The organism is Nonomuraea composti, from assembly GCF_012034275.1.
In the GTDB taxonomy this organism is placed as follows: Bacteria; Actinomycetota; Actinomycetes; order Streptosporangiales; family Streptosporangiaceae; genus Nonomuraea; species Nonomuraea composti.
This window is the reverse complement of sequence record NZ_JAATEP010000004.1, coordinates 131,816-152,240: the sequence shown is the minus strand read 5'-3', so window position 1 is coordinate 152,240 and position 20,425 is coordinate 131,816. Positions and strand designations below refer to the sequence as shown.

Annotated in this window: 20 protein-coding genes and 1 pseudogene; 10 read left to right on the top strand and 11 right to left on the bottom strand. The window is 72.0% G+C overall.

Going from position 1 to position 20,425, the window contains the following annotated elements:
- Window positions 1-4 precede the first annotated feature (4 nt).
- From HCN51_RS59205 to HCN51_RS08000, 7 genes and pseudogenes are all read right to left on the bottom strand, one after another.
- Window positions 5-211 (bottom strand): annotated as a pseudogene (locus HCN51_RS59205) (type I-E CRISPR-associated endonuclease Cas1e); the annotation flags it as partial.
- Window positions 212-552: 341 nt separating this feature from the next.
- A complete protein-coding gene (locus HCN51_RS08025) occupies window positions 553-1,266 on the bottom strand; it encodes a DUF2637 domain-containing protein (protein WP_168008301.1) in 714 nt (237 codons plus the stop codon).
- A gap of 375 nt (window positions 1,267-1,641) precedes the next feature.
- A complete protein-coding gene (locus tag HCN51_RS08020; protein WP_168008299.1) occupies window positions 1,642-3,243 on the bottom strand; it encodes an aldehyde dehydrogenase family protein in 1,602 nt (533 codons plus the stop codon).
- Window positions 3,244-3,246: 3 nt separating this feature from the next.
- Entirely contained in the window at window positions 3,247-3,804 is a 558-nt protein-coding gene (locus HCN51_RS08015) for an EF-hand domain-containing protein (protein WP_080042680.1), read from the bottom strand.
- A gap of 279 nt (window positions 3,805-4,083) precedes the next feature.
- Complete coding sequence (locus tag HCN51_RS08010; protein WP_168008297.1) at window positions 4,084-4,455, bottom strand: hypothetical protein; 372 nt, start codon at window positions 4,453-4,455, stop codon at window positions 4,084-4,086.
- Between the two features lie 338 nt (window positions 4,456-4,793).
- On the bottom strand, window positions 4,794-5,129 hold the full coding sequence (locus tag HCN51_RS08005) for a nuclear transport factor 2 family protein (protein ID WP_168008295.1): 336 nt from the start codon (window positions 5,127-5,129) through the stop codon (window positions 4,794-4,796).
- Window positions 5,130-5,259: 130 nt separating this feature from the next.
- Window positions 5,260-6,648 (bottom strand): FAD-binding oxidoreductase, encoded by a 1,389-nt coding sequence (locus HCN51_RS08000; protein WP_168008293.1) that lies wholly within the window; start codon window positions 6,646-6,648, stop codon window positions 5,260-5,262.
- Window positions 6,649-7,099: 451 nt separating this feature from the next.
- Here HCN51_RS08000 and HCN51_RS07995 point away from each other — a divergent pair, with 451 nt between their 5' ends.
- The gene (locus HCN51_RS07995; protein WP_206066707.1) at window positions 7,100-7,972 is read left to right on the top strand and encodes an alpha/beta fold hydrolase; all 873 of its coding nucleotides are present in this window, start codon (window positions 7,100-7,102) and stop codon (window positions 7,970-7,972) included.
- A gap of 217 nt (window positions 7,973-8,189) precedes the next feature.
- Window positions 8,190-8,546, top strand: a complete 357-nt coding sequence (locus HCN51_RS07990; RefSeq protein WP_168008291.1) for a hypothetical protein — start codon at window positions 8,190-8,192, stop codon at window positions 8,544-8,546.
- Window positions 8,547-8,619: 73 nt separating this feature from the next.
- Here the strand turns inward: HCN51_RS07990 and HCN51_RS07985 are convergent, their stop codons facing one another.
- The gene (locus tag HCN51_RS07985; protein WP_206066706.1) at window positions 8,620-10,032 is read right to left on the bottom strand and encodes a serine hydrolase domain-containing protein; all 1,413 of its coding nucleotides are present in this window, start codon (window positions 10,030-10,032) and stop codon (window positions 8,620-8,622) included.
- 90 nt (window positions 10,033-10,122) lie between these two features.
- On the opposite strand from HCN51_RS07985, the gene HCN51_RS07980 reads away from it, so the two are divergent.
- The 6 genes from HCN51_RS07980 to HCN51_RS07955 all read left to right on the top strand — a co-directional run bounded on the left by HCN51_RS07980 (window position 10,123) and on the right by HCN51_RS07955 (window position 16,489).
- Window positions 10,123-10,893, top strand: coding sequence for an enoyl-CoA hydratase-related protein (locus tag HCN51_RS07980; protein ID WP_168008289.1), 771 nt, complete (start codon window positions 10,123-10,125; stop codon window positions 10,891-10,893).
- An 81-nt stretch (window positions 10,894-10,974) separates the two neighbouring features.
- Window positions 10,975-11,979, top strand: a complete 1,005-nt coding sequence (locus HCN51_RS07975) for a MerR family transcriptional regulator (protein WP_168008287.1) — start codon at window positions 10,975-10,977, stop codon at window positions 11,977-11,979.
- Window positions 11,980-12,038: 59 nt separating this feature from the next.
- The gene (locus HCN51_RS07970) at window positions 12,039-12,467 is read left to right on the top strand and encodes an SRPBCC family protein (protein ID WP_168008285.1); all 429 of its coding nucleotides are present in this window, start codon (window positions 12,039-12,041) and stop codon (window positions 12,465-12,467) included.
- A gap of 134 nt (window positions 12,468-12,601) precedes the next feature.
- Window positions 12,602-14,134 (top strand): pectate lyase family protein, encoded by a 1,533-nt coding sequence (locus HCN51_RS07965; protein ID WP_168008283.1) that lies wholly within the window; start codon window positions 12,602-12,604, stop codon window positions 14,132-14,134.
- Window positions 14,135-14,227: 93 nt separating this feature from the next.
- Complete coding sequence (locus HCN51_RS07960) at window positions 14,228-15,814, top strand: serine/threonine-protein kinase (RefSeq protein ID WP_168008281.1); 1,587 nt, start codon at window positions 14,228-14,230, stop codon at window positions 15,812-15,814.
- A 183-nt stretch (window positions 15,815-15,997) separates the two neighbouring features.
- Entirely contained in the window at window positions 15,998-16,489 is a 492-nt protein-coding gene (locus HCN51_RS07955; protein WP_080042691.1) for a hypothetical protein, read from the top strand.
- Window positions 16,490-16,501: 12 nt separating this feature from the next.
- Here the strand turns inward: HCN51_RS07955 and HCN51_RS07950 are convergent, their stop codons facing one another.
- A complete protein-coding gene (locus HCN51_RS07950; protein WP_168008279.1) occupies window positions 16,502-16,927 on the bottom strand; it encodes a hypothetical protein in 426 nt (141 codons plus the stop codon).
- A 148-nt stretch (window positions 16,928-17,075) separates the two neighbouring features.
- Between HCN51_RS07950 and HCN51_RS07945 the strand changes: the two genes are divergently transcribed.
- The gene (locus tag HCN51_RS07945; RefSeq protein ID WP_168008277.1) at window positions 17,076-17,957 is read left to right on the top strand and encodes an alpha/beta fold hydrolase; all 882 of its coding nucleotides are present in this window, start codon (window positions 17,076-17,078) and stop codon (window positions 17,955-17,957) included.
- A 71-nt stretch (window positions 17,958-18,028) separates the two neighbouring features.
- Here the strand turns inward: HCN51_RS07945 and HCN51_RS07940 are convergent, their stop codons facing one another.
- Both HCN51_RS07940 and HCN51_RS07935 read right to left on the bottom strand, forming a co-directional pair.
- Complete coding sequence (locus tag HCN51_RS07940; RefSeq protein WP_206066705.1) at window positions 18,029-18,598, bottom strand: carboxymuconolactone decarboxylase family protein; 570 nt, start codon at window positions 18,596-18,598, stop codon at window positions 18,029-18,031.
- Window positions 18,595-19,212, bottom strand: a complete 618-nt coding sequence (locus tag HCN51_RS07935) for a TetR/AcrR family transcriptional regulator (protein WP_168008275.1) — start codon at window positions 19,210-19,212, stop codon at window positions 18,595-18,597. Before HCN51_RS07935 ends, HCN51_RS07940 begins: the two co-directional genes overlap by 4 nt.
- Window positions 19,213-19,376: 164 nt before the next feature.
- Between HCN51_RS07935 and HCN51_RS07930 the strand changes: the two genes are divergently transcribed.
- Window positions 19,377-20,402, top strand: a complete 1,026-nt coding sequence (locus tag HCN51_RS07930; protein ID WP_346433573.1) for a LacI family DNA-binding transcriptional regulator — start codon at window positions 19,377-19,379, stop codon at window positions 20,400-20,402.
- Window positions 20,403-20,425 lie beyond the last annotated feature (23 nt).

Genomic DNA, 20,425 nt, shown 5'->3' with positions numbered 1-20,425 from the left:
ACGCGAGCAGTGACGACGAGCGGTTGAGCGACCTGCCGCCGGAGTAGAAGCGCACGCCCTGCTCGCCCACCACCACGCCGGCCCCGCAGTCGCCGAGCAGGCTCATGCCCTGGTGAGTGACGCGGATGCCGGGGCCGAGCAGCAAGGGACCGATCGTCGTGGCGGGGATGTGGGTGACGCCGTTGGCGTCGTCAGCGGTGATGGCGTTGTCTTACCGGTGCAGGCGTCCGGGTCGGTCATCTGGAGCGGTCGTCGAAGGTGACGGTGACCAGGGTGACAGACCTTCACTGGCCGGCTTTGGTGAAGTCGAGTTGCTGACGGTCGTACACAGTGAGTCGTAGGGACCCAACTCGACGTGCAGGCGTGGCTAGGGCGCCTTTTCGAGGACCATGAACGCGACCTCGGCCAGGCTGCTCTCGTGTGCTCCCCGCGCACGCGGGGATGGTCCCCTGGACGCTGGCAGGCGCGCCGCCGTAGTCGGTGCGTTCCTCGCGCAAGGAAATGGCTGGCTTTGCGACAAACTTCCGAAGCTACCCCGAACCGGCCAGGGATTTATCCCAGTTCGCCCGCGTTGCCCGCTCTCTTGACCAGGCGCCCCCACCGAGGGGAGCGCTCGAACTGCCGCGCGATCATCACACCAGTCGGAAGCGATCCGCTTTCGCCCGCCGTATCCCTGGCCCACTGCCAGGCCGCCCGCTGAAGCATTCGCTCCCCTTCCCCGACCGATGGCGTCTGTGCTGAATCACCACCCGAACGACAGCCGGGCCGCCTCGCCGTGGTTGCAGATGGGCGGATCTGGCACATGAGCATCTCGTACGCGCCGATCAACGCCAGACTGGGCCAACCCGCGATGACCCGGGCGATGACCGTCGGCTCCGCGACCGCCACGTTGGCCCCGATGCTCGCCACACTGCTGACGACCAACAACATCCACGGCAGCACCCCACCGCGCTCGCCCTGCCTACTGGCGCGCAGCAACGCCATCGACGCCGCCACGATCGTGCCGTCCACCGCCAACGGGATGAGAGCCGCCGCCAACTCGTCCTCGCCATGCGCAAGAGCCAGCTCGCGCATATGCCGGAACGACACCACCGCCGCGATACCGGCCAGCACGACAACGGCCGCCGTGGTCGTCCACCGAATCCACCGATCCGACGAGATCACTCCCGCCAGCCGTACTCTCTCCGCCACGGCTGACGAGTCACCAGAAGCCGGCGTCGCCAGTGCAACGTCCGCTTTCTCGGCCAGAGCGTTGGTCAAGGTCATCGCCCACCTGCCGACGATGCCGACTTGGCCTGCCGCCGCGGGAGCCGCCGGACGGCCTCGATCTTCGCCCTGCCGACTCCCGCTACGGTCAGCACGAGCAGAGAACCCCTGCTCAGATGGCCCTTCGGCAGGTTCCCTAGTACTGGGTCCCGCGCAGGGGGCACACAGAACAACGGAACCAGCTTCGGTCGCCGATCCTCTCTCGGGAGGGTCGGCGATTGTGTTTGTCAGGGCCTTGATCGCTGGCGGGTTGTCTTCCTTGACGGTGATGCGGAGCGTCTTCCTTCGACGGCTCCTGACGGCGCACGTTCCGGTCGGGGTGAGAGCCGCCGTTGCCCGGCCCCGGCGCCGAGCAGGCTCCAGCTCTCTCGCCGGTCAGGTGTCCGCCACGGCGGAGGAGTAGTCGAAGAGCAGGTCGTCCGGCACGTCCGTTGCGGTGCTGATTGCTTGCAGATGAGTGGTACGCAGCATCGGCAGGTTGGCTTCGCCGCCGGGGCCGCTGGTGCGGGCGGTGCCGCCGTCAATGGGGAGCAGCGGGACGGGGCCCAGATGGCTGTCGTTGATCTTCAAGGTGCCCCCATTGCGTACTTCCGTCCTGAAGGCGGCGATGACGGCGCGGTCGGTGGCCCACAGGGAGTTACGCAGCCCGTAGCGGTTGGCGTTGAGGAAGGCGATCACGTCGTCGATGCGGGCAGGGTCGGCGATCACCGCGGTCAGCAAGGGGCAGAAGGTCTCCTCGCATGCCGCGCGCAGCGTTCGTGCCTGCTTCAGTCCGTCCACCCGCAGCAGGGCGGGCCGGATGAACGGCCCCCGCGCGCGTGGCACCTCGTGGACGTCGACGAACTCGCCGCCGGTCACCAGCGTCGCGCCCGCACCGACCGCCTCCGCGACGACCTCGGTGAACTCCGCGCGCCGGACGACCGGGCTGAGGATGACATCGGTACGTTCCGGGCGTCCTACGACCAGCCGTTCGATCTCCCGCCGCAGCCCTTTGATCACCTCATCGGCGATCTGAGGGTGCAGCACGGCGCGGTTGGGGGTCAGGCAGATCTGTCCCGACGCGTAGAAGGCCTCCAGCATGGCCGCGATCGCCAGGTCCAGGCGAGCGTCCCGCCACACCACCACAGTGTCATTGGCCGACAGTTCCAGGATCGGCTTCTTGCCGTGCCGCAGGCATTCCGCCGCCAACTCCAGCCCCCGGCGGGACGGGCCGAAGTAGTAGATGTCGTCGAGGTCCGGGCTGGCCAGCCACTCCGGCACCACCTCCCGCACGGGAGCACACAACGCGCTGAACACGCGGGCATGGCCGGCCAGCAAGGGCGCGATCAGTTCGTGGCAGACGAACGCCGCGCTGAGCGGGGCGCTGGGCGGCAGATCGACCACGACCGCGTTGCCTGCGGCCAAGGTCATCACCGCGGAGAACACCAGGGTCGCGGCGGCGGCGTTGCGGGCCGGGATCAGGCCGACCACGCCGTCCGGCTTGCGTACCAGCTCGATCCTGCGGCCGTTGACGCGGTGATCGCAGTTCATCAACCCGGCCGCGACGGTGGCGGTCCTGGGGTGCACCGCCGCGAGCATGGTGGAGATCTCCATCCGCGCCACGCGTACCGGATGGCCCTCCGCGACCAGAAGATCCAGCAGCTCGTCCTGCCGGGCGCGCAGCACCTGGTGGAAGGCGGTCACGAAGCCCACGCGCTCGGCCAGCGGGACCCTGCCCCAGGCCGGCTGATGGGCACGGGCGGCAGCCAGGGCCTGACGGCGCTGGTCGGGGCCGCTCAGGGCGACCCTGCCGACCAGGGACGGGTGGGTGAACGCATCGGGGCCGGCCGCGCCGGTGTCCAGCGTCGCTTTCAGCGCCGCCATGTCGTACGGGGCCTCGAGCGCGTCGCCGGCTCGTACCCAATGCACCCATCCCGCGCCGTCCGCATGGCCATCCACCGGATGGCCGCCGACCAGCGACCGGTAGCTGCGCAGCACGCCTCAAACCCTGCCGAACAGCCAGTGTCCGAGCGCGTCGGCGCTCTCATCGGGGTTGGTGTAGTAGTCGCGCATGGCGGCCAGCAGTTCGGTGACGCTCAGGGAACCGCTGCCGTCGGTGTCCAGCTTGCTGAAGGCCAGGTCCGCGTTCTCCACGGAGGTGCGCATCACCTTGTGGAACTCCGCGAACTCCTGGCGGCTGACCGTGCCGTCGCCATCGGTGTCCAAGAGCCCGCACAACGCCTCGGCCATGGGCAGGAACGCCCGGTCGAAGCCGGTGGGATCGTCGACGAACGCTCGCGTCATGCCCGTTCGATACTCCTGAGGAGTGAGCCGTCCATCGCCGTTGACGTCGGCGGCCGAGCACAGCGCGTCCCAGAACCGGACCATCCCCGCGGCCATGGCCGTCGCCTTCGGCGAGGTCGGGGACTCGCCGAACTGGGCGACCAGGCGCGAGCCGACTCCGAGCAGGTCGTCCCGTTCGATCGTGCCGTTGCCGTCGACGTCGAGATGCCCGAAACAGGTGTCGATCTTGCGGGTCATCAGGTCCAGAGGTTGCATGGCCGGCCTTCCGTCGGAGATCGTCACGCCGGTCACATGAGATGACCGGCCTTACCTCTTTGTATTTGCGTCGTCACCTAGAGTAAACAGCGGGCTATGTTGGTGTCTCCGCCCGGCCAGGTCACCAGTGTCAGGCAAAGACCGGTCGCGTCGAGGGGGCGCCGATATGCCTGGTGTTCCGCAGCGGCGCGCGACAGGTCGAGACGCTACGGGGTGACGGCGCGGGCGCCACGACGGTGGCGATGGCCTGTGTGTCGGCGAGAGCAGCCCTGCCAAGCGTCAAGGCAGCCATCGGGCGCGAAGCACGCCGTCAGGGTCGGGGAGTACGGCGGCCATCAGCGGAGTACGTTCTTCCTCGTACCCGGAGAGAACCATCACCGCGCGGGCCTCAGCCAGTACGGCGGGCAGTGCCGCGTATTCGGTTTCGTCGACGGTCAGGCTGGTGATGTCCCCTTGAGAGTTCTGCCAGACGATGTCGATGAGGCCCTCATGGGGAAGGGCGGCAAGGGCGGCCCTCACGTCTGTCGACAGGTCGGGCCAGATCAGCAACCTGGCTCGCGGGGTCAGCCCGTCACGGGTCGAAGCAAGCTCGTCCAGGGTGAGGCGATGCCAGCGTGAGGCGTTGGAGAGGTAGCCCTCCTCAAGCAGCACCGCGCCTTGTCTGCTGATGAGGGCAGTCAGTTCGGCCCAGAAGGCGTCATCAGCGGCGCGCCGACGCGTGGGGTCGACCTCATCGAGTCGCGGGTCGTACGGCGATTGGGCGATCGGTTCAGCGAAGAGGCCGCGCTGGTGGGTGAGCGCCGCCGCGTTTGGGCACGGGAGCGCGCTGCCGACATAGACGTACTGGTCGTCGCGTGCGCGCCCGGACCAACGCCTGGGCCGGGGAACTGGCCGGACGCGACCGCGTTGTGGCCCTCGCCGAGGGCCGTACCGTCCGCGCCGGCTCGCTGTCCCCGGCTCGACCCACCTCACCGTGGGCTCGGTGTGGTTCAGGCTGACTCGGCTGTGCGGGCGGTCGTGTTCAGGACGCCGGACAGTTCGCGGCCCCGCGCGCCGGTCGCGGAGTCGACGTCGATCTCGTCGGAGAACAGGTGGTGGATCAGGGTGACGCCGGGGCCCCCGCCGGCGCCCACCGTGGCCGCGATCTCCTCGCGGCCTCGCATGCGCAGCCAGACCGACCCGTCGGGCTTGTGGGGGGTGAACGTGCCGTCCGGGGTGAACAGGCTCGCCAGGTCCTGCCGGCGCTGGTGGTCGGCGTACCGGACGTAGCGGCCCATCAGGCGGCGAAGGTCCTCGACTGTGCTCAGACGCTCGAGAGCATCCATGATCGATCATCCCTTTGGACGTGGAGCCTGGATCGGCATCGATCACTCTCGTCGCAAGGGGGCCACCAGGGACCAGGGTGGGTCACTGGCCTGGTCCCTGGTGGGCCCGCGATGGCGAGCAGCCGGTCCGTCAGGCGTCGGGGCGGATGTTGTGGTTGAGGCGGAACAGGTTGGCCGGGTCGACGCGCCGCTTCAGCGCCACCAGCCGGCGCAGGACCTCCGGCCGGTACCCCTGCTCCACCCCGTCGACGTCCGCCATGAAGCTGAGCAGCGTGTACCCGGTGCACCACGGCCGCAGCCGCTCCATCGCCGCGGACTGGGCCGCGTGGGTCTGCGCGGGGTCGGGCGCGCCGATGGCGGCCATGAAGACGGTGAAGGCGGCGTCCCGGTACGAGATCGCGTTCGGCACGAGGGGCTCGCGGGCGAAGGCTCCGCCGAGGTGCCGGATCTCCACCAGGTCCGGAGGCGCGGCGGGGGCTTCGGCGATGGCGATCAGGGCGTCGACGGTCTCGGCGGTCAGCTCGCGCAGGAGGCCGCCGCGTTCCTGGACGGGGGCCGGGTCGAGGGGGTCGGAGTGGATGGAGGCGCAGTCGGCGTACGGCATCTCCCGGACCAGATCCATGATCGGTGCCGCGGCGGCGCGCAGGGGCTCGATGAGCGCGGCACCGGCGGGTGCGGGGTCGGTGCAGGAGAGGCGGAGGGTGACGACCTGCCGGCCGCGCAGCGGCTCCGGGAGGAAGGGGACGTCCGGCAGCCGCAGGAGCGCGGCGGAGGACGACATGGTCTCCGGGACGGTCTCCGTCCAGGCGCGGTAGGCGTTGAGTACAGTGCGGGCGCTCGCGGCCGGGAAGATGAGGGAGCCCCCGTACAGGGTGGTCACGGGGAAGAGCGCGATCTCGACGGCGGTGACGATGCCGAAGTTGCCCTTGCCGCCGCGCAGGCCGAAGAACAGCTCGGGGTCGTTGGCGGCGGTGACGGTGCGCAGCTCGCCGTCGGCGGTGACCACCTGGATGCGGTGGACGTGGTCGGCGGCGTAGCCGTGGGCGCGGCCGAGCGTGGGGCTGTGCCCGCCGGCCAGGACGAAGCCGATGGCGCCCACGCTGGGGCTGGCGCCGTTCAGTGGCGCGAGGCCGAACTTGGTGATCTCGGCGACGGCCTGCCCCCAGAGCACGCCCGCCTCGATCCAGGCGGTACGGGCCTCGGCGTCCACGGTGACGCCCCGCATGGCGCGGGTGGTCACCAGCACCGCGTCCGGCCCGATCGGCACCGGCTGCACGGCGTGCCCGGTGGCCATGGCGGCGATCGGCGCGTTCCTGGCCGCTGCCAGCCGCACCGCGGCCTGCACGTCGCCTGCCGACGCCGCCGCAATGACCACGCCCGGCCGCACGTCGGCTCTCAGGTTGTAGGTACGGGTCTCGTCGGCGTAGCCGTCGTCCCCTGGTAGCAGCGCCCGCAGGTCGGCAGGCAGTTCTTTCCGGTCGAAGAGGGAGGGACCGGTGGGCGGGCGCTGGTCGCGCATGGAAGTGCTCCTGATGTGGGGATCGTCTGGCGCTCCAGAACGTAGGCAGCCCGTGTCGACGACAGCGATACGACCGTTGTCGGCGCCGTCTACACGAACGGTTGACACCGCATGCGTCCGGTTGACGGTGGATTGCCTGGCGAGCGGGGCCGGCACGACGTGCTCGCCGGGCGCGGAACACTCGGAAGAATGAAGGACCTGCCGCCGTCCGAGGCCGAGCTGACCCTGCGCGCCCAGGCGGGTGAAGCGCCCGCGCTGGGCCTGCTGCCGGCCCGGCATCGGGCGGGCAGCGGGCCGCGCCCGTCCTGCCGATCTCGGACGAGGCCGCGCTGCCGGGCGGCGGTCCTGCGCCCGATCAGCTCATCGAGGCCGGCGCCCTGCGCGACTGGGTGTGGCATGCCTTGGACGAGCTGTCGCCGCCGTTGCGGATGCCTGACGAGATGAGACGGACATGACCATGCACAAGAGCCACACGATCGACGTCGAGGGCGTCGCGCAGCGCTTCCACGTGGCGGGCAGCGGGCCCGTCGTCCTGGCCCACCCCGGCGGCCCGGGGCTGGCGTGGGAGTACCTGCGCATGCCGGCCGCCGAGCGGCACCTCACGATGGTGTACGTCGAGCCGATCGGCACCGGCGCGTCCGGCCGCCTGCCCGCGCACCCGCACGGCTACACCCGCGAACGCTACGCGCGAGCCCTGGACGGCCTGATCGACCACCTCGGCGCGGGCCCCGTCCACCTGCTCGGGCACTCCCACGGCGGCTTCGTCGCCCAGCACTACGCCCTGACCCGCCCCGACCGGCTCGCCGGCGTCATCCTGTACGGCAGCGCCCCGGTCACCGGCCCCGAGCACTTCGCCGAGGCCGCCCGCACCATGGAGGCGTTCGCGCGGCGCAACGCCGGACGCCCGGAGCTGAAGGACGTCCTCGACACGTGGCAGTCGCTGGGCGGCCTCTCCGATGACGAGGCTACGACCCGGGCCGCCCGGGGCATCCTGCCCGCCTACCTCGCCGAGTACTGGGACCACCAGGAGAGGTACGCGCCCCTGTTCTCCATCACCGGCACCTTCGTCTCCGGCCTCGACGACCAGGGCGTCCCCGACCTGGTCGACGACCGCGCCGCGCTCCCCTCGATCAAGACGCCCACGCTCGTCGTCGCCGGCCGCCACGACGTCATCTGCGGCCCGCGCTGGGCGAACGAGCTGGCCGCCGGCATCCCCGGCGCCGAGCTGGTGATGCTGGAGCACAGCGGGCACCTCGGGCACGTCGAGGAGCCGGACGCCTTCGCCCGCGCCGTGACCTCCTTCGCCCTGGCCACGGCCGGCTGAGCGCCCCCTCGGGCCGGCGGCCGTGAAGGTTTCGGCCCCGACATGCGCGGACAGCGGCCGTGAAGGTTTCGGCCCCGACATGAGCGGACGGCGGTGGTGAAAGTTTCGGCCCCGACGTGCGCGGACGCCGGCCCGCGCCCTCCGCGCTGGTCGGCCCGGCCCCCTCCGTCTTATGGTGACGATCTCGAACCCCCGGCCTCCCCGCGAGAGGGACACCATGGCATCCAACGTTCGTCGTCCTGCCCAGGTTCTGCTCCTCGTCCTCGCCCTGACGCTGACGGCGGGCGCGGCGCTGTGCACCCCTGCCGCGTTCGCCGCCACCCTCCGCTCGGCCACCTCCACCGGGTGGGGTCCCAGCCCGGACGCGGGCAGGGCAGCGGCGGAACGCAACGCCAGGGCCGCGCTGAACCAGCAGGCCGCCGCGGCGGGCGAGGTCTGCTCGGGCGTGTCGGTCACCACCCGGCACCTCTACACCGCGCCCGACGGCTCGGCGTGGATCTATGAGGCGACCGCGACGGGCGACTGCGCGGTGCCGTCGGCCACGCCACGGTCGTACACCGTGTTGCGCACGTAGATCTCGCGAACGTGCGGGGTCCCCGCCACCGCCCTGGCTGAGGTGTGCGGTCGGCGCTCGGCTTCGTGGCGGTCTACGCGACGTCCGGGCGGGTCATCAGCGGGGAGCGCACGTGCACCGCCAGGTCTGGGCTGGTCAGGGGCACGATGTTCCAGGTCGCCGCCGCCGTCCCCGCCGCGACGTCCACCGTCAGCCGGAGCCGGTGCGGGGTGGTGATGACGTAGAGGTCGGCGACGAACGTGCCGCCCTGCCAGGCGCCGGACGCGACGACAGGGCGGCCGAGCGGCGCGCTCTCCCGCCACGCGCCGTGGCCGGCCTCGACGGCGAGGAGCGGGCCGAGCCGCAGGAGCCATCCGCCGTCCACCGGTTCGACGGCGACCGTGGCCCCATCGGGCAGGGCCGGGTCGCCGGCGGCGGCGTCGAAGGACGCCTTGGCGGAGCGGCCAGGAGCGGCCTCGCCCGGCACCGGTGCGAAGGACAGGCGGCTCAGGCGGCCGGCGAGGAGCGGGTCGTCACCCTCCTCGTCCAGACCAGGAAGCAGGCGCTCCCAGATCGCGTCGAGCACCACCTGGGCCTGCCGGTGCCCGCCGGTCGTGGCGACCACCAGCTCGTGCGCGGGGACGACCACGCACAGCTGGCCGAAGGAGCCGTCGCCGTGGTACCCGTGGCGCGACACCCAGAACTGGTAGCCGTAGCCGCGCAGGTAGTCGGCGTCCCCCGGGCCGTCCTCAAGGGGCAGGGTGTCGACGTGCCGGCGGGTCGCGAGCTCCACCCACTCGCGCGGGACGAGCTGACGCTCGCCCCACCGGCCGCCGCGCAGCAGCAGCTCACCGAAGGCGGCGACGGCCTCGGTCGTGAGGTGCAGCCCGTGGAAGCCGAACGCGGCGCCGCTCGCCACCCGGTCCCATTCGGCGTGCTCGATGCCCATCGGGCCGAACAGGCGCTCGTCGAGCAGCTCCGGCAGGCCGCGGCCGGTGACCCGCTCCACCATCCGGGCCAGGACGAAGGTGGTCGGGTTGTCGTAGGCGTGCCGGGTGCCCTCCGTCTCGGTGAACGGCACGCGCAGGAACCCCTTCACCAGGTCGCCCGGCTCCAGCCGCCAGGCTTCGGCGAGGCTGTCCGTACGGTGTCCGGTCGTCATGGACAGCAGATGGTGAACGGTGAGACGGCGCCCCTGCTCGGAGACGCCGGCCGGAACGTGGCCGGGCAGCACGTCCACCACCCGGTCGTCCAGTGAGAGCAGCCCGTCGGCGATCGCGAGGCCCACGGCGACGGAGGTGAACGACTTGGTCAGCGAGTAGAGCAGGTGCGGGCGTTCGGCCGAGTACGGCGCCCACCAGCCCTCGGCGACGACGTGACCGCGGTGGACGACCATGAGGGAGTGGCACTCGACGGCCCGCGCTTCGAGCCGGTCCAGCAGCGCGGCGACCGCGCGGGAGGCCACTCCCGGCGCGGACCGCGGCAGCAGGGCACGCTGAGAAGACATCCAGGAACCCTATGACAGGGGCGGCGCCGGACGGGAACGAATATTCACGTGGCCGAGCCCGGCCACCGCGACGACTTCAGGAGCCCGCCCATGAACCTCGATCATGTACTGGTCAGCCGGGACGCCGACTTCGTGACGATCACGATGAACCGGCCGCAGCGGCGCAACGCCCTGTCGCTGGCCCACCTGCGCGACCTGATCGGCGCGTTCGGCGCCGCCGGCGACAGCGACGCCTCCGGCATCATCCTGGCCGGGGCGGGCCCGGTCTTCAGCGCCGGCCACGACTTCGCCGACGTCGCCGAGGCCGACGAGAGCGCGGTCCGCACCCTCCTCGACACGTGCCTGCAGCTCATGGAGCTGATCGAAGCGGTGCCGCAGCCGGTCGTCGCCCGCGTGCACGGGCTGGCCACCGCAGCGGGCTGCCAGCTCGTCGCCACCTGCGACCTCGCCGTCGCCGCCGACTCGGCCGGGTTCGCCGCGCCCGGCGGGAAAGGCGGCTGGTTCTGCCACACCCCGATGGTCGCCATCGCCCGCAACATCGGCCGCAAACGGGCCGCCGAGCTGGCCTACACCGGCGACACCATCACCGCCGCGCAGGCCCTCGAATGGGGGCTGGTCAACCGGGTGGTGCCCGCCGCCGACCTCGACGCCGCCGTCGCCGACCTGCTCGGCCGGGCCACGCGCGGCAGCCGTTCCTCCAAGGCGCTGGGCAAGCGCACCCTGTACCAGCAGCTGTCGCTGCCGCAGGCGGAGGCGTACCGGCTCGCCACCAAGGTCATGGCCGAGTCGTCGCAGTCGGCGGCGGCCCGCGAGGGCATGTCCGCGTTCCTGAGCAAGCGCCAGCCGAAGTGGAGCGACTGAGGGGGCTTGCCTCTCAAGCGGCTTGCGGCACGAACGAGGGGGCTTGCGTCTCAAGCGGCTTGAGGCGCGACAGTGGCCCCCATGAGCGACGACGAGCTGTACCCCATCGGAGACGCCGCCCGCCGCAGCGGCCTGAGCGTGAGCGCCGTCCGGTTCTACGCCGACATCGGGCTCATCGAGCCCACGGCGCTGAACGAGGCCGGCCACCGCATGTACGACGTCCACACCATCGCCCGGCTGGAGCTCGTCCGCACGCTGCGCGAGCTGGGCACCGACCTGGACGAGATCCGCCGCCTGCTCGAAGGCGGCACGACCCTGCACGACCTGCTCACCACCCACCTGGAGGTCGTCGAACGCCAGGAGCGCACGCTGCGGGCCAGGCGGGCGGTGCTCAGGGCGCTGATCAAGCAGGGCGGCACGACCGCTCAGGCCGCCCTGATGCACAAGCTCGTCTCGATGACGGACGAGGAGCGCGAGCGGATCATCGACGACTTCTGGAGCGGCGTCGGCGAGAGCCTGGACGTGCCCGAGGGGTTCGTCGACCGGTTGCGGGCGATGCGCCCCGCCCTGCCGGCGGATCCCAGCGCGGCCCAGCTCGAAGCCTGGATCGAGCTGGCCGACCTGGTGTCGGACGCCGGGTTCCGCGACGCGGTGCGCACCTACCTGCGAAGCACCTACTCGGCGCCGGAGGCCCGCACGGTGGCGACCGAGCCGTTCCAGGACTTCATCCACGGCAGCGGGGCCTCGCTCATGGAGGAGCTGCTCGCGGCGTACCGGGCGGGGGAGCCGCCCCGGTCGGCGCGCGCGCAGCAGGCGGTCGTCCGCTTCATGGAGGCGGCCACCGCGCTGTCCAGCACGCCGCTCACGCCTGAGGTACGCGACCGGATGGCCGACGGGTACCGGCGGATCCCCGCCATCCTGCGCGAGCTCGCCGAGGAGGAACCCGCCGCCGCCGCCTACGACGACACCCATGGCCGTTACCTGTCGCTGGTGGCGCGGATCAACGGCACAGCGGTCGAGGAGGACCACGACGCCATCCCGTACCTGTGGATCGCGGAAGCCATGCGTCACCCCTTTGACAGGTGACGCATACGCGTGCCAGGATCATCACCAGTTGAACCGGTGACTCGATGAAGGAACTCCCCATGACAGTCGTGCGCTTCCACCTGCTCTCCTCCCTCACCCCCGCCGCCGCCATGCGGGTGCTGACCGACTTCGGCCCCGCCCGCGCGCAGAGCTGGCCCAGCATCGACGCCCAGCACTTCACCGTCCACCAGCAGGGCGAGAGCTGGGCCGAGGTGACCGAGGGCACGGCCGCCGCCTGGGAACGCGCCCGCTACGAGTGGGACCCCGAGCAGGGCCGCGTGGTCATCACCACCCTCGACTCCAAGCTCTTCGGCCCCGGCGGCGGCTGGGACATCCGGCTCACGCCCGAGGGCGACGGCACGCGGGTCAACGTCGAGCTCACCCGGCAGCCCCGCACACTCAAGGGCAAGCTGCTCGCCGCGCTGCTTCCGCTCGCCGCCCCCTCCTCGCTCCGCAAGTCCTTCGGCGAGCCGTTGAAGGCGAAGTAGGCCACCTGCCCCCGCGAGGGGGCGAGGGATGAAAGTTTCATCGCTCGTTGACACTGGGAAAGCGCTTTCCTACGGTGAGGCGAACCGCGCGGAGCAGTACGCCATCGTTGTCCGAGGAAAAAGGTGAACCAGGGATGAGACGAGCAGTCGCGTTACGACTCCAAGCGGTGCTGGCCGCCATGGCCGCCGCCGCCGCCGTGACCGGGGTGGTCGCCGTGTCGTTGCCGGTGACGCAGGCGTCGGCGGCGGCCGGCGGGGCCACCGGCTACGCGAGCGCCAACGGCGGGACGACCGGCGGCGCGGGCGGGCAGACGGTGCGGGCCACCACGGGCACCGCGATCCACGCCGCCCTGTGCGGCCGGGCCAGCAGCAGCACCCCCATCACCATCGAGGTCGAGGGGACCATCAACCACGGCAACACCGCCAAGGTGTCAGGCGAGAGCTGCAACACCGCGGCCGGCGTGATCGAGCTCAAGCAGATCAGCAACGTCACGATCATCGGGGTCGGCGGCGGGGCCGTCTTCGACCAGCTGGGCATCCACATCCGCGAGTCCAGCAACATCATCATCCGCAACGTGACCGTCCGCAACGTCAAGAAGTCCGGCTCGCCCACGTCGAACGGCGGTGACGCCATCGGCATGGAGAGCGGCGTGCGCAACGTGTGGGTCGACCACGTCACCCTGGAGGCGTCGGGCGGCGAGTCGGAGGGCTTCGACGGCCTCTTCGACATGAAGGACGACACCCAGTACGTCACCCTGTCCTACAGCATCCTGCGCAACTCAGGCCGGGGCGGGCTCATCGGCTCCAGCGAGAGCGACCGCTCGAACGGCTACGTCACCTTCCACCACAATTCGTACGAGAACATCGACTCCCGCACTCCCCTGCTGCGCGGCGGCATCGCCCACATCTACAACAACTCCTACGTGAGCCTGAACGAATCGGGCATCAACTCCCGCGCCGGGGGCCGCGCCAAGGTGGAGAACAACTACTTCAAGGACTCCAAGGACGTCCTCGGCACCTTCTACACCAGCGAGGCCGGCTACTGGCAGGTCGCCGGCAACATCTTCGACAACGTGACCTGGTCCGCCCCGGGCAGCGAGAACAACCCGGCCGGGCCCGACCCGCGCTCCACCACCACGGTCAGCGTCCCCTACTCCTACACCCTGGATGGGGCGAGCTGCGTGCCGGACATCGTCCGGCAGACGGCCGGCGCCGGCAAGGGGCTGCAGGAGTCGAACGGCACCTGCACGCCGCAGACGCCCACCACGACCCCCACCGTCACCCCCACCTCCACACCCGACGGCCCGAACCTCAGCATCGGTGCCGGCTCCGACGGCTCCGGCAAGGCCGACGGGACGAGCTACGGCAACGTCCGGGACGGCGACCTGAGCACCTACTGGTCACCATCGGGCGCCACCGGCGACATCTCGATCAAGTGGGGCTCCGCCACGACGGTCGGCCGGGTCGTCATCCGTGAGGCGGCGGGCGCCGCAGGCGGCATCGGCGCCTGGCAGCTCGTCAACGCCGGCACCGGGGCCGTGCTGAAGTCCGGCAGCGGGGCGGGCGCCATCACGTTCACGCCGGCCGCGCTGAGCAAGATCACGTTCAGGATCACCAGCTCGTCGGGAACGCCGAAGGTCGCCGAGTTCGAGACCTACGCCGGATAACGATCCAGGTGAAGGGCGGGGGCTGACGGCCCTCGTCCTTCCCGCATCAGAAACGGTTGCATGAGGCGTCAAAGATCGGGTAAGCCGGGCGCTATGTCGGTTTCAGGTTACGAGGGCTGGTTACTCGCCGGCCGCTACCGGCTCCAGGACGAGCTGGGGCAGGGCGGCATGGGACGGGTCTGGCGCGGCCACGACGAAGTGCTGGACCGCCCCGTCGCCGTCAAGGAGGTCACTCTCGACCGGCGGCCCCAGTCCGAACGGGAGGCGCTGCTCGGGCGCACCATGAGCGAGGCCCGCCTGGCCGCCCGGCTCTCCCACCCGAACGTCGCCACCATCTACGACGTGGTGGTCGCCGACGAGCGGCCGTGGATCGTGCTCCAGCTCGTCCCCGCCCCCACCCTCGCCGACGTGCTCGCCACGCGCGGGCCGCTGCCGCCGGTCTCCGTCGCCCGCATCGGGCTCCAGGTGCTGGACGCCCTGCGCGCCGCCCACGCCGCCGGAATCGTGCACCGCGACGTCAAACCCGCCAACATCCTGCTGGACGGCGGCGAGAGCCACGCCGTGCTGACCGACTTCGGCCTGGCCACCAGCCTGGAGAAACCGGTGGACCTCACCATCGCGGGCGAGGTCGTCGGCACGCCGGCCTACATCGCCCCCGAACGCGCGCGCGGCGGGCCGCCGACGCCGCAGAGCGACCTGTGGTCGCTGGGGGTGACACTGTACGCGGCGGTGGAGGGGCGCTCGCCGTTCGAGCAGGAAGGGGCGCTGGCCACGATCAGCGCCGTCCTGACCGCCGAGCCGGCCCCGTTCGAGCGGGCCGGGGCGCTGGCCCCCGTCATCGCGGGCCTCCTCGAGAAGGACCCCGCTCGCCGCACCCGCCTCGTCGCCGCCCGCCGCCAGCTCGAACGGCTCCTCACCCTGTCCGGCGACGACCTCCCGCTCACGCTCACCGACGAGACCGAAGCCGGCACGACCATTCAAGTGGCGACCGGAGCGGCGGGCGGCGTGGCCACCGGGGCAGCGGGCGAAGCTGCTGAGGAAGCGGCGTTCGGGGCGCCGTCCGGGGCGGAGGACGGGGAGTTCAACCGTCCATCACCCGCCAGGCCATCCGGGGCAGGGGACGGGGAGCCCGACCGGCCGTCACCTGCCGAGCCGCCCGCGACGGGTGACCATGCCTTTGCCGCACCGGGCGGTCGGAGGGATCGGGGTGCCCGCCGCCCCACCCCGGCCCGCCCCACCCACGCCTGCCCTGCTCAGGCCCGCCCCACCCACGCCCACCCCGGTCAGGCCCGCTTGAGCGAGACGCGCCGCGCCCAGATGCGGCACGTGGCCGTGGTGGCCGCGCTGATCGCCGGCGTGCTGGTGGCCAGCTTCTGGCCGGACACCTCGGCCGCGCCGCCCGTGGCGCAGGCGCGTCCGCAGGAGCGGATGTCCACCACCCCGTCCCCCGGGCCCACCACCACTACGGTGTCGGCCACGACCGCCGTGCTGAAGGCCCGCCCGGTCGCGGTGCGGCGCCGGGCCAGGGACCACGCCGGCGCGCCCGCGGCGGCGGCGGCGGCGCGTGAGGTGACGCAGCCGCCGGCGCAGGGCAAGAAGGTGACCACCCCGAGCGGCCGCACGCCACCCAGGCACGGCGCGGGGCACCCCGGCAAGGGCAACGCCAAGGGCCGCTCGTAGCCCGGAGCCCGCCCATAGGCCGGGGCCGCCCATAGGCCGGGGCCGCCCATATAGGCGGCGGCGGTGGCTGGAGGTCGTAAGCGCGCGTTCAGCGCCGCGCAAGCGCCGTCGCCGATCATGGCGCGGGCGCCTGCCCGACCTCCAGCGATGGCGCCTGCCCGACCTCCAGCAATAAGGATCACCATGAGCCTGCTCGACTACACCCGGTCCACCCGCCTGTGCTCCATGGCCGAGCTCGACGACCGGCTGCGCGCCGCGATGACCTCCTACGCCGACCAGCAGCTGCTCGGCGACCTGGACCGGATGGCGGAGGTGTGCTGCGAGACGCGCAGCGTCCCGGTCAAGACGCCGCGCGGTTTCCTGGGCGTCTTCCGGGCGGCCGGCCTGGAGGTCGGGCCGTTCACGACGGCCGCTCTCGTCACGACCGGGGTCATCGTGATCGCCACGGTCACCGACAAGGGCACGGAGGTGCGGCTGGGCGCCCGGCTGGCGGACGTGTCGCTCACGGTCGCGGACCCGGCGACGTACGGGAACGCGACGGGCGTGCACGTGCAGGCCCGCTGGTTCGGCTCGACGGAGGCCAGCTCGTACCTGCTGCCCCTCGACACCGGCCCGGCCGGCCGGACGTTCCTGGAGCGGCTGCGCGAGCTGACCGCCGCGACCCGCCACCTGTAGAGGCCGGCGACCTCACCGGACGGTTAGCGACCGCACCCCCGGCGCAGCCTGCCGCCCAAGGCGAGGGTGCCGCCCGGCGCGCACGTACGCCGGCGAGGAGCAGCACGGTCGCGCAGGCGTATCCGGCGGCCATGAGGAGGCGTCGGCCATCCACGGCAGCAGCCTCGCCTCCCCGCCCGCGCAGTCGGCCAGGAGGAAGTACGAGAACGCCATGAGCGCCCAGTGCAGCGCGACCGCCGCCACGAGCAGGGCCGCGACCAGCCCGGCCAGGGTGGCGAGCCGGCGTCCCGACCGGCTCGCCGCCGCGCCCGAGAGCAGGACGGCGACCGGTCCGCTGAGCTTCCTGTCCTCGTGGTTGCCGGGGTGGTTCGAGGCGACGGCGCAATGGGCTGTGCGGGCTACGGCCCCTTCCCTCGGGCCTGGCCGCGCTGCGCTCACAGGTGAAGATGATCTGGCTGGATCTGCGGCAGCACGTGGAGGGCACGTACGGCTGGTTCCTGCCGGGCGGGCTGCCCATGGCTGCCTTGTGCCACGGCTCGGCCGGGTCGCTCGTTGATCGTGGCCGGCAAGGGGTAGGGGCGGGCGGATGTTCGACGACTTCGAGACCGGCATGATCGACGTGGGCGAGACCGAGCTGTACGTCCGGTACGGCGGCTCCGGCAGCCCGCTGCTGCTCCTGCACGGCCACCCCCGCACCCACGCCACCTGGCACCGCGTGGCTCCGCTCCTCGCCCCGCACCACACGGTGGTCTGCCCTGACCTGCGCGGTTACGGGCGCTCCGGCAAGCCGCCGACGGCCGCCGACCACGCGCCCTACTCCAAGCGGGCCATGGCCGCCGACATGGTGGCCCTGATGCGGGAGCTGGGGCACGACCGGTTCGCGGTGGCGGGCCACGATCGCGGCTCGTACGTCGCCCACCGCCTGGCCGCCGATCATCCCGATGCGGTCACGCGGCTGGTCGTGATGGACGGCATCCCGATCGGCGAGGCGCTGGCCCGGGCGGACGCGCGGTTCGCGGCGGCGTGGTGGCACTGGTTCTTCCTCGGCCAGACCGAGAAGCCGGCCGAGCGGGTCATCAATGCCGACCCCGACGCCTGGTACCGGGGGACGGCCGAGCAGATGGGGCGGGAGGCGTACGAGGACTACCGCCGGGCCATCCACGACCCGGCCACGGTGCACGCCATGTGCGAGGACTACCGCGCCGGCCTGACGGTGGACCGGGCGGCGGACGACGCCGACCGCGCGGCGGGGCGGCGGGTCGCGTGCCCGACGCTGTTCCTGTGGTCGGAGAAGGACGACATGGTGGATCTGTACGGCGATCCGCTGGCGGTCTGGCGCACCTGGGCCACCGACGTGACGGGGCACTCGATCGGCAGCGGCCACCACATGGCCGAGGAGGCTCCGGACGAGGTGGCGGCGGCCCTGCTGGCCTTCCTCCGCCCCGCCGCCACGCCTGGGGCCGGGTGAGCCGCCACGCCTCGTGACCGCCCCCCGGGTCAAGTGTGCTCCAGGCCGGCGGCGGTCGGGTCGCCGTCCCTTCAGCGGAGTGAGCTCGCGTCGCGGGTCCACTCCTGGCCCTGCCAGGCCGGGTCGAGCGGGGTGTGGGCGAGGTGGTTGGTGTAGTTCGACAGGGTCTTCATGCCGACCCCGAGCACGATGTCGAGCACGTGCCGGCGGGTGTAGCCGGCGGCCAGGAAGGCTTCGACCTCGGCGTCGTCCACCCAGCCGCGCCGGGAGACCATCGCGTGGGTGAGGCGGCGGGCGGCCTCCAGCGCCTCGTCCTCCAGCGGCTTGCCCGCGCGCAGCGCCTCGACCACCTCGGCGGGGACGCGGGCGCGCAACGCGAGGGTGGAGTGGGCGGCCACGCAGTACTCGCAGCCGTTCTCCACGCTGGCGGTGATCCACACGACGTGCTTGGCCGGGCCCGGCAGGGAGGACCTGCCGAACTGCTCGGCCAGCGCGTTGTAGCCGGCGAGCAGCTCGGGCGACTCGGCCATCACCCCGTTGAGCGTGGTCACGAAGCCCATGCGCTTCTTGGCGGCCGCCAGCATCGGGCGGGCCGCCTCGGGGGCGTCGCTCTCGTCGTAGACGCGGAACTCGGTCATCATCTCTCCTCAGTGGAAATCTCAGCGACAGTGCGGGTGAAGCCGTCCAGGACGGCGCGGACGCCGGCGAGCAGGTCGCCGGGGTCGGCGCCGGCCCGGGAGCGCAGGTTGACCCCGTAGGCCAGCAGCGCCAGCGTCTCGGCGGCGGCGTCCGCGTCGAGCCCGGGGCGCACCTGGCCGAGGCCGGCGGCCACGGTGAGCGCGGCCCGCATCGCCGCGCGCAGCTCGGCGTGGTGGGCGTCGAGGACCTGGCGGACCTCGGGCAGTCCGCGGCCGGTGCCGGTGTGGGTGTTGGTGACGAGGCAGCCCCAGCGGGCGTGCTCGCCGGTGCAGCGGGCCGCCACCAGTTGCTCGAAGAAGCTCGCGATGGCGGGCAGGCCGCGGCGGTCGGCGGCCAAGGCGTCGAACACCGGCCGCGAGCGCTGCTCCAGGTAGCGGCCGAGGGCGGCGGCCTGGAGGCGTTCCTTGCCGCCGAAAGTGGCGTACAGGCTGGACCGGCTGAGGCCGGTGGCCTGCACGACGTCGGCGATGCCGGTGACGTCGGCGCCGCGCTCCCAGAACAGCCGCATCACCTGCTCCAGCGCCGCGTCGGGGTCGAAGTGCTTGACGTCCGGCATGCGCCCTCCTCCTATCTCGGAACGACCGTTCCAAGATAGGGCCGCGAAGGCCGTCCAAGCAACCCCGAATCTGCTAATACGGATTACTTCAGCTATTAGCCCTTGACGTCCCGTTCTGTCCGGTCTCACAATTGCCGAACTAATACGCATTATCAGCAGGACAGGTGATACGCACTGTGGCTCCTTCAGGTCGGCGTCTGACGCAGCAGGACATCGCGCGCATGGCGGGCGTGAGCCAGACGACCGTGTCCCTGGTGCTCAACGGGCGGGCCGAGGGCGAGGTCAGGATCTCCCCCGAGACCCGCGACCGCGTGCTCCAGGTGATCAGGGAGACCGGTTACGTGGCCGACCCGGCGGCGCGCCGGCTCGTCGAGCGGCGCAACCGCATCTACGGCGTGTTCACCTACGAGGCCGTCTTCCCGGCCGAGAGCGCCGACTTCTACCACCCGTTCCTGGTCGGGATCGAGGAGTGCGCGGAGGAGGCGGGCTGCGACCTGCTGCTGTTCACCAGCGCCAAGGTGGAGCAGGGCGAGCGGCGGCGGATCTTCAGCGCGGAGAGCCGGATCCGGCTGGCGGACGGCTGCGTCCTGCTCGGCCGCACCATCGACCGCGATGACCTGTCCAGGCTGCTCTCGGAGGGCATCCCGTTCGTGTCGGTCGGCCGCCGCGACGACGCCGGCGGGCCGGTGCCGTACGTCGGCGCCGACTACCCGCCGGCGGTGCGCGCGCTGGTCGGGCGGGCCGCGGCGCTCGGGCACCGGCGGATGGCCTACGTCGGGTCCGGCCAGGGCCCGGAGTCCTACGCCGACCGGTTGCGCGGCTTCACCGAGGGCGTGGCCGCCGCGCCGGGCGTCGAAGGGGTGCACCTGACGAGCGCGGACGGCCTGTTCGACGCGGGCGCCACGGTGGTGTTCGCCGAGGAGCTGGCCGACGGCGCGGCCATCGCCGAGGTGGCCCGCGCCCGCGGCCTGGACGTGCCGCGCGACCTGTCGATCGTCGCGCTCGGCGCGCCGACCCGGCCGGTCTCCACCGACATCGACTTCGCCGGCTTCCGCATCCCGCGCAGGGAGATGGGCCGCCGGGCCGTCGAGCTGCTCACCCACGTCCTGGAGCACGGCGGAACCCCGCAGGAGCTGCTGGCGTGCGAGCTGGTCGAGGGCTCGACCCTGGCACCCCCGGCCCACCATTGAACCCCTTGGTCCTTGAGGAGAGG

Coding starts and splice junctions, on each gene's coding strand:
- HCN51_RS07990 (WP_168008291.1), top strand. CDS start 8,190: ATGGCATCCAACGTTCGTCGTCCTGCCCAGGTTCTGCTCCTCGTCCTC.
- HCN51_RS07975 (WP_168008287.1), top strand. CDS start 10,975: ATGAGCGACGACGAGCTGTACCCCATCGGAGACGCCGCCCGCCGCAGC.
- HCN51_RS07945 (WP_168008277.1), top strand. CDS start 17,076: ATGTTCGACGACTTCGAGACCGGCATGATCGACGTGGGCGAGACCGAG.
- HCN51_RS08015 (WP_080042680.1), bottom strand. CDS start 3,804: ATGCAACCTCTGGACCTGATGACCCGCAAGATCGACACCTGTTTCGGG.
- HCN51_RS08025 (WP_168008301.1), bottom strand. CDS start 1,266: ATGACCTTGACCAACGCTCTGGCCGAGAAAGCGGACGTTGCACTGGCG.
- HCN51_RS07980 (WP_168008289.1), top strand. CDS start 10,123: ATGAACCTCGATCATGTACTGGTCAGCCGGGACGCCGACTTCGTGACG.
- HCN51_RS07970 (WP_168008285.1), top strand. CDS start 12,039: ATGACAGTCGTGCGCTTCCACCTGCTCTCCTCCCTCACCCCCGCCGCC.
- HCN51_RS07935 (WP_168008275.1), bottom strand. CDS start 19,212: ATGCCGGACGTCAAGCACTTCGACCCCGACGCGGCGCTGGAGCAGGTG.
- HCN51_RS07940 (WP_206066705.1), bottom strand. CDS start 18,598: ATGATGACCGAGTTCCGCGTCTACGACGAGAGCGACGCCCCCGAGGCG.
- HCN51_RS07965 (WP_168008283.1), top strand. CDS start 12,602: ATGAGACGAGCAGTCGCGTTACGACTCCAAGCGGTGCTGGCCGCCATG.
- HCN51_RS07995 (WP_206066707.1), top strand. CDS start 7,100: ATGACCATGCACAAGAGCCACACGATCGACGTCGAGGGCGTCGCGCAG.
- HCN51_RS07955 (WP_080042691.1), top strand. CDS start 15,998: ATGAGCCTGCTCGACTACACCCGGTCCACCCGCCTGTGCTCCATGGCC.
- HCN51_RS08000 (WP_168008293.1), bottom strand. CDS start 6,648: ATGCGCGACCAGCGCCCGCCCACCGGTCCCTCCCTCTTCGACCGGAAA.
- HCN51_RS07985 (WP_206066706.1), bottom strand. CDS start 10,032: ATGTCTTCTCAGCGTGCCCTGCTGCCGCGGTCCGCGCCGGGAGTGGCC.
- HCN51_RS07960 (WP_168008281.1), top strand. CDS start 14,228: ATGTCGGTTTCAGGTTACGAGGGCTGGTTACTCGCCGGCCGCTACCGG.
- HCN51_RS08005 (WP_168008295.1), bottom strand. CDS start 5,129: ATGGATGCTCTCGAGCGTCTGAGCACAGTCGAGGACCTTCGCCGCCTG.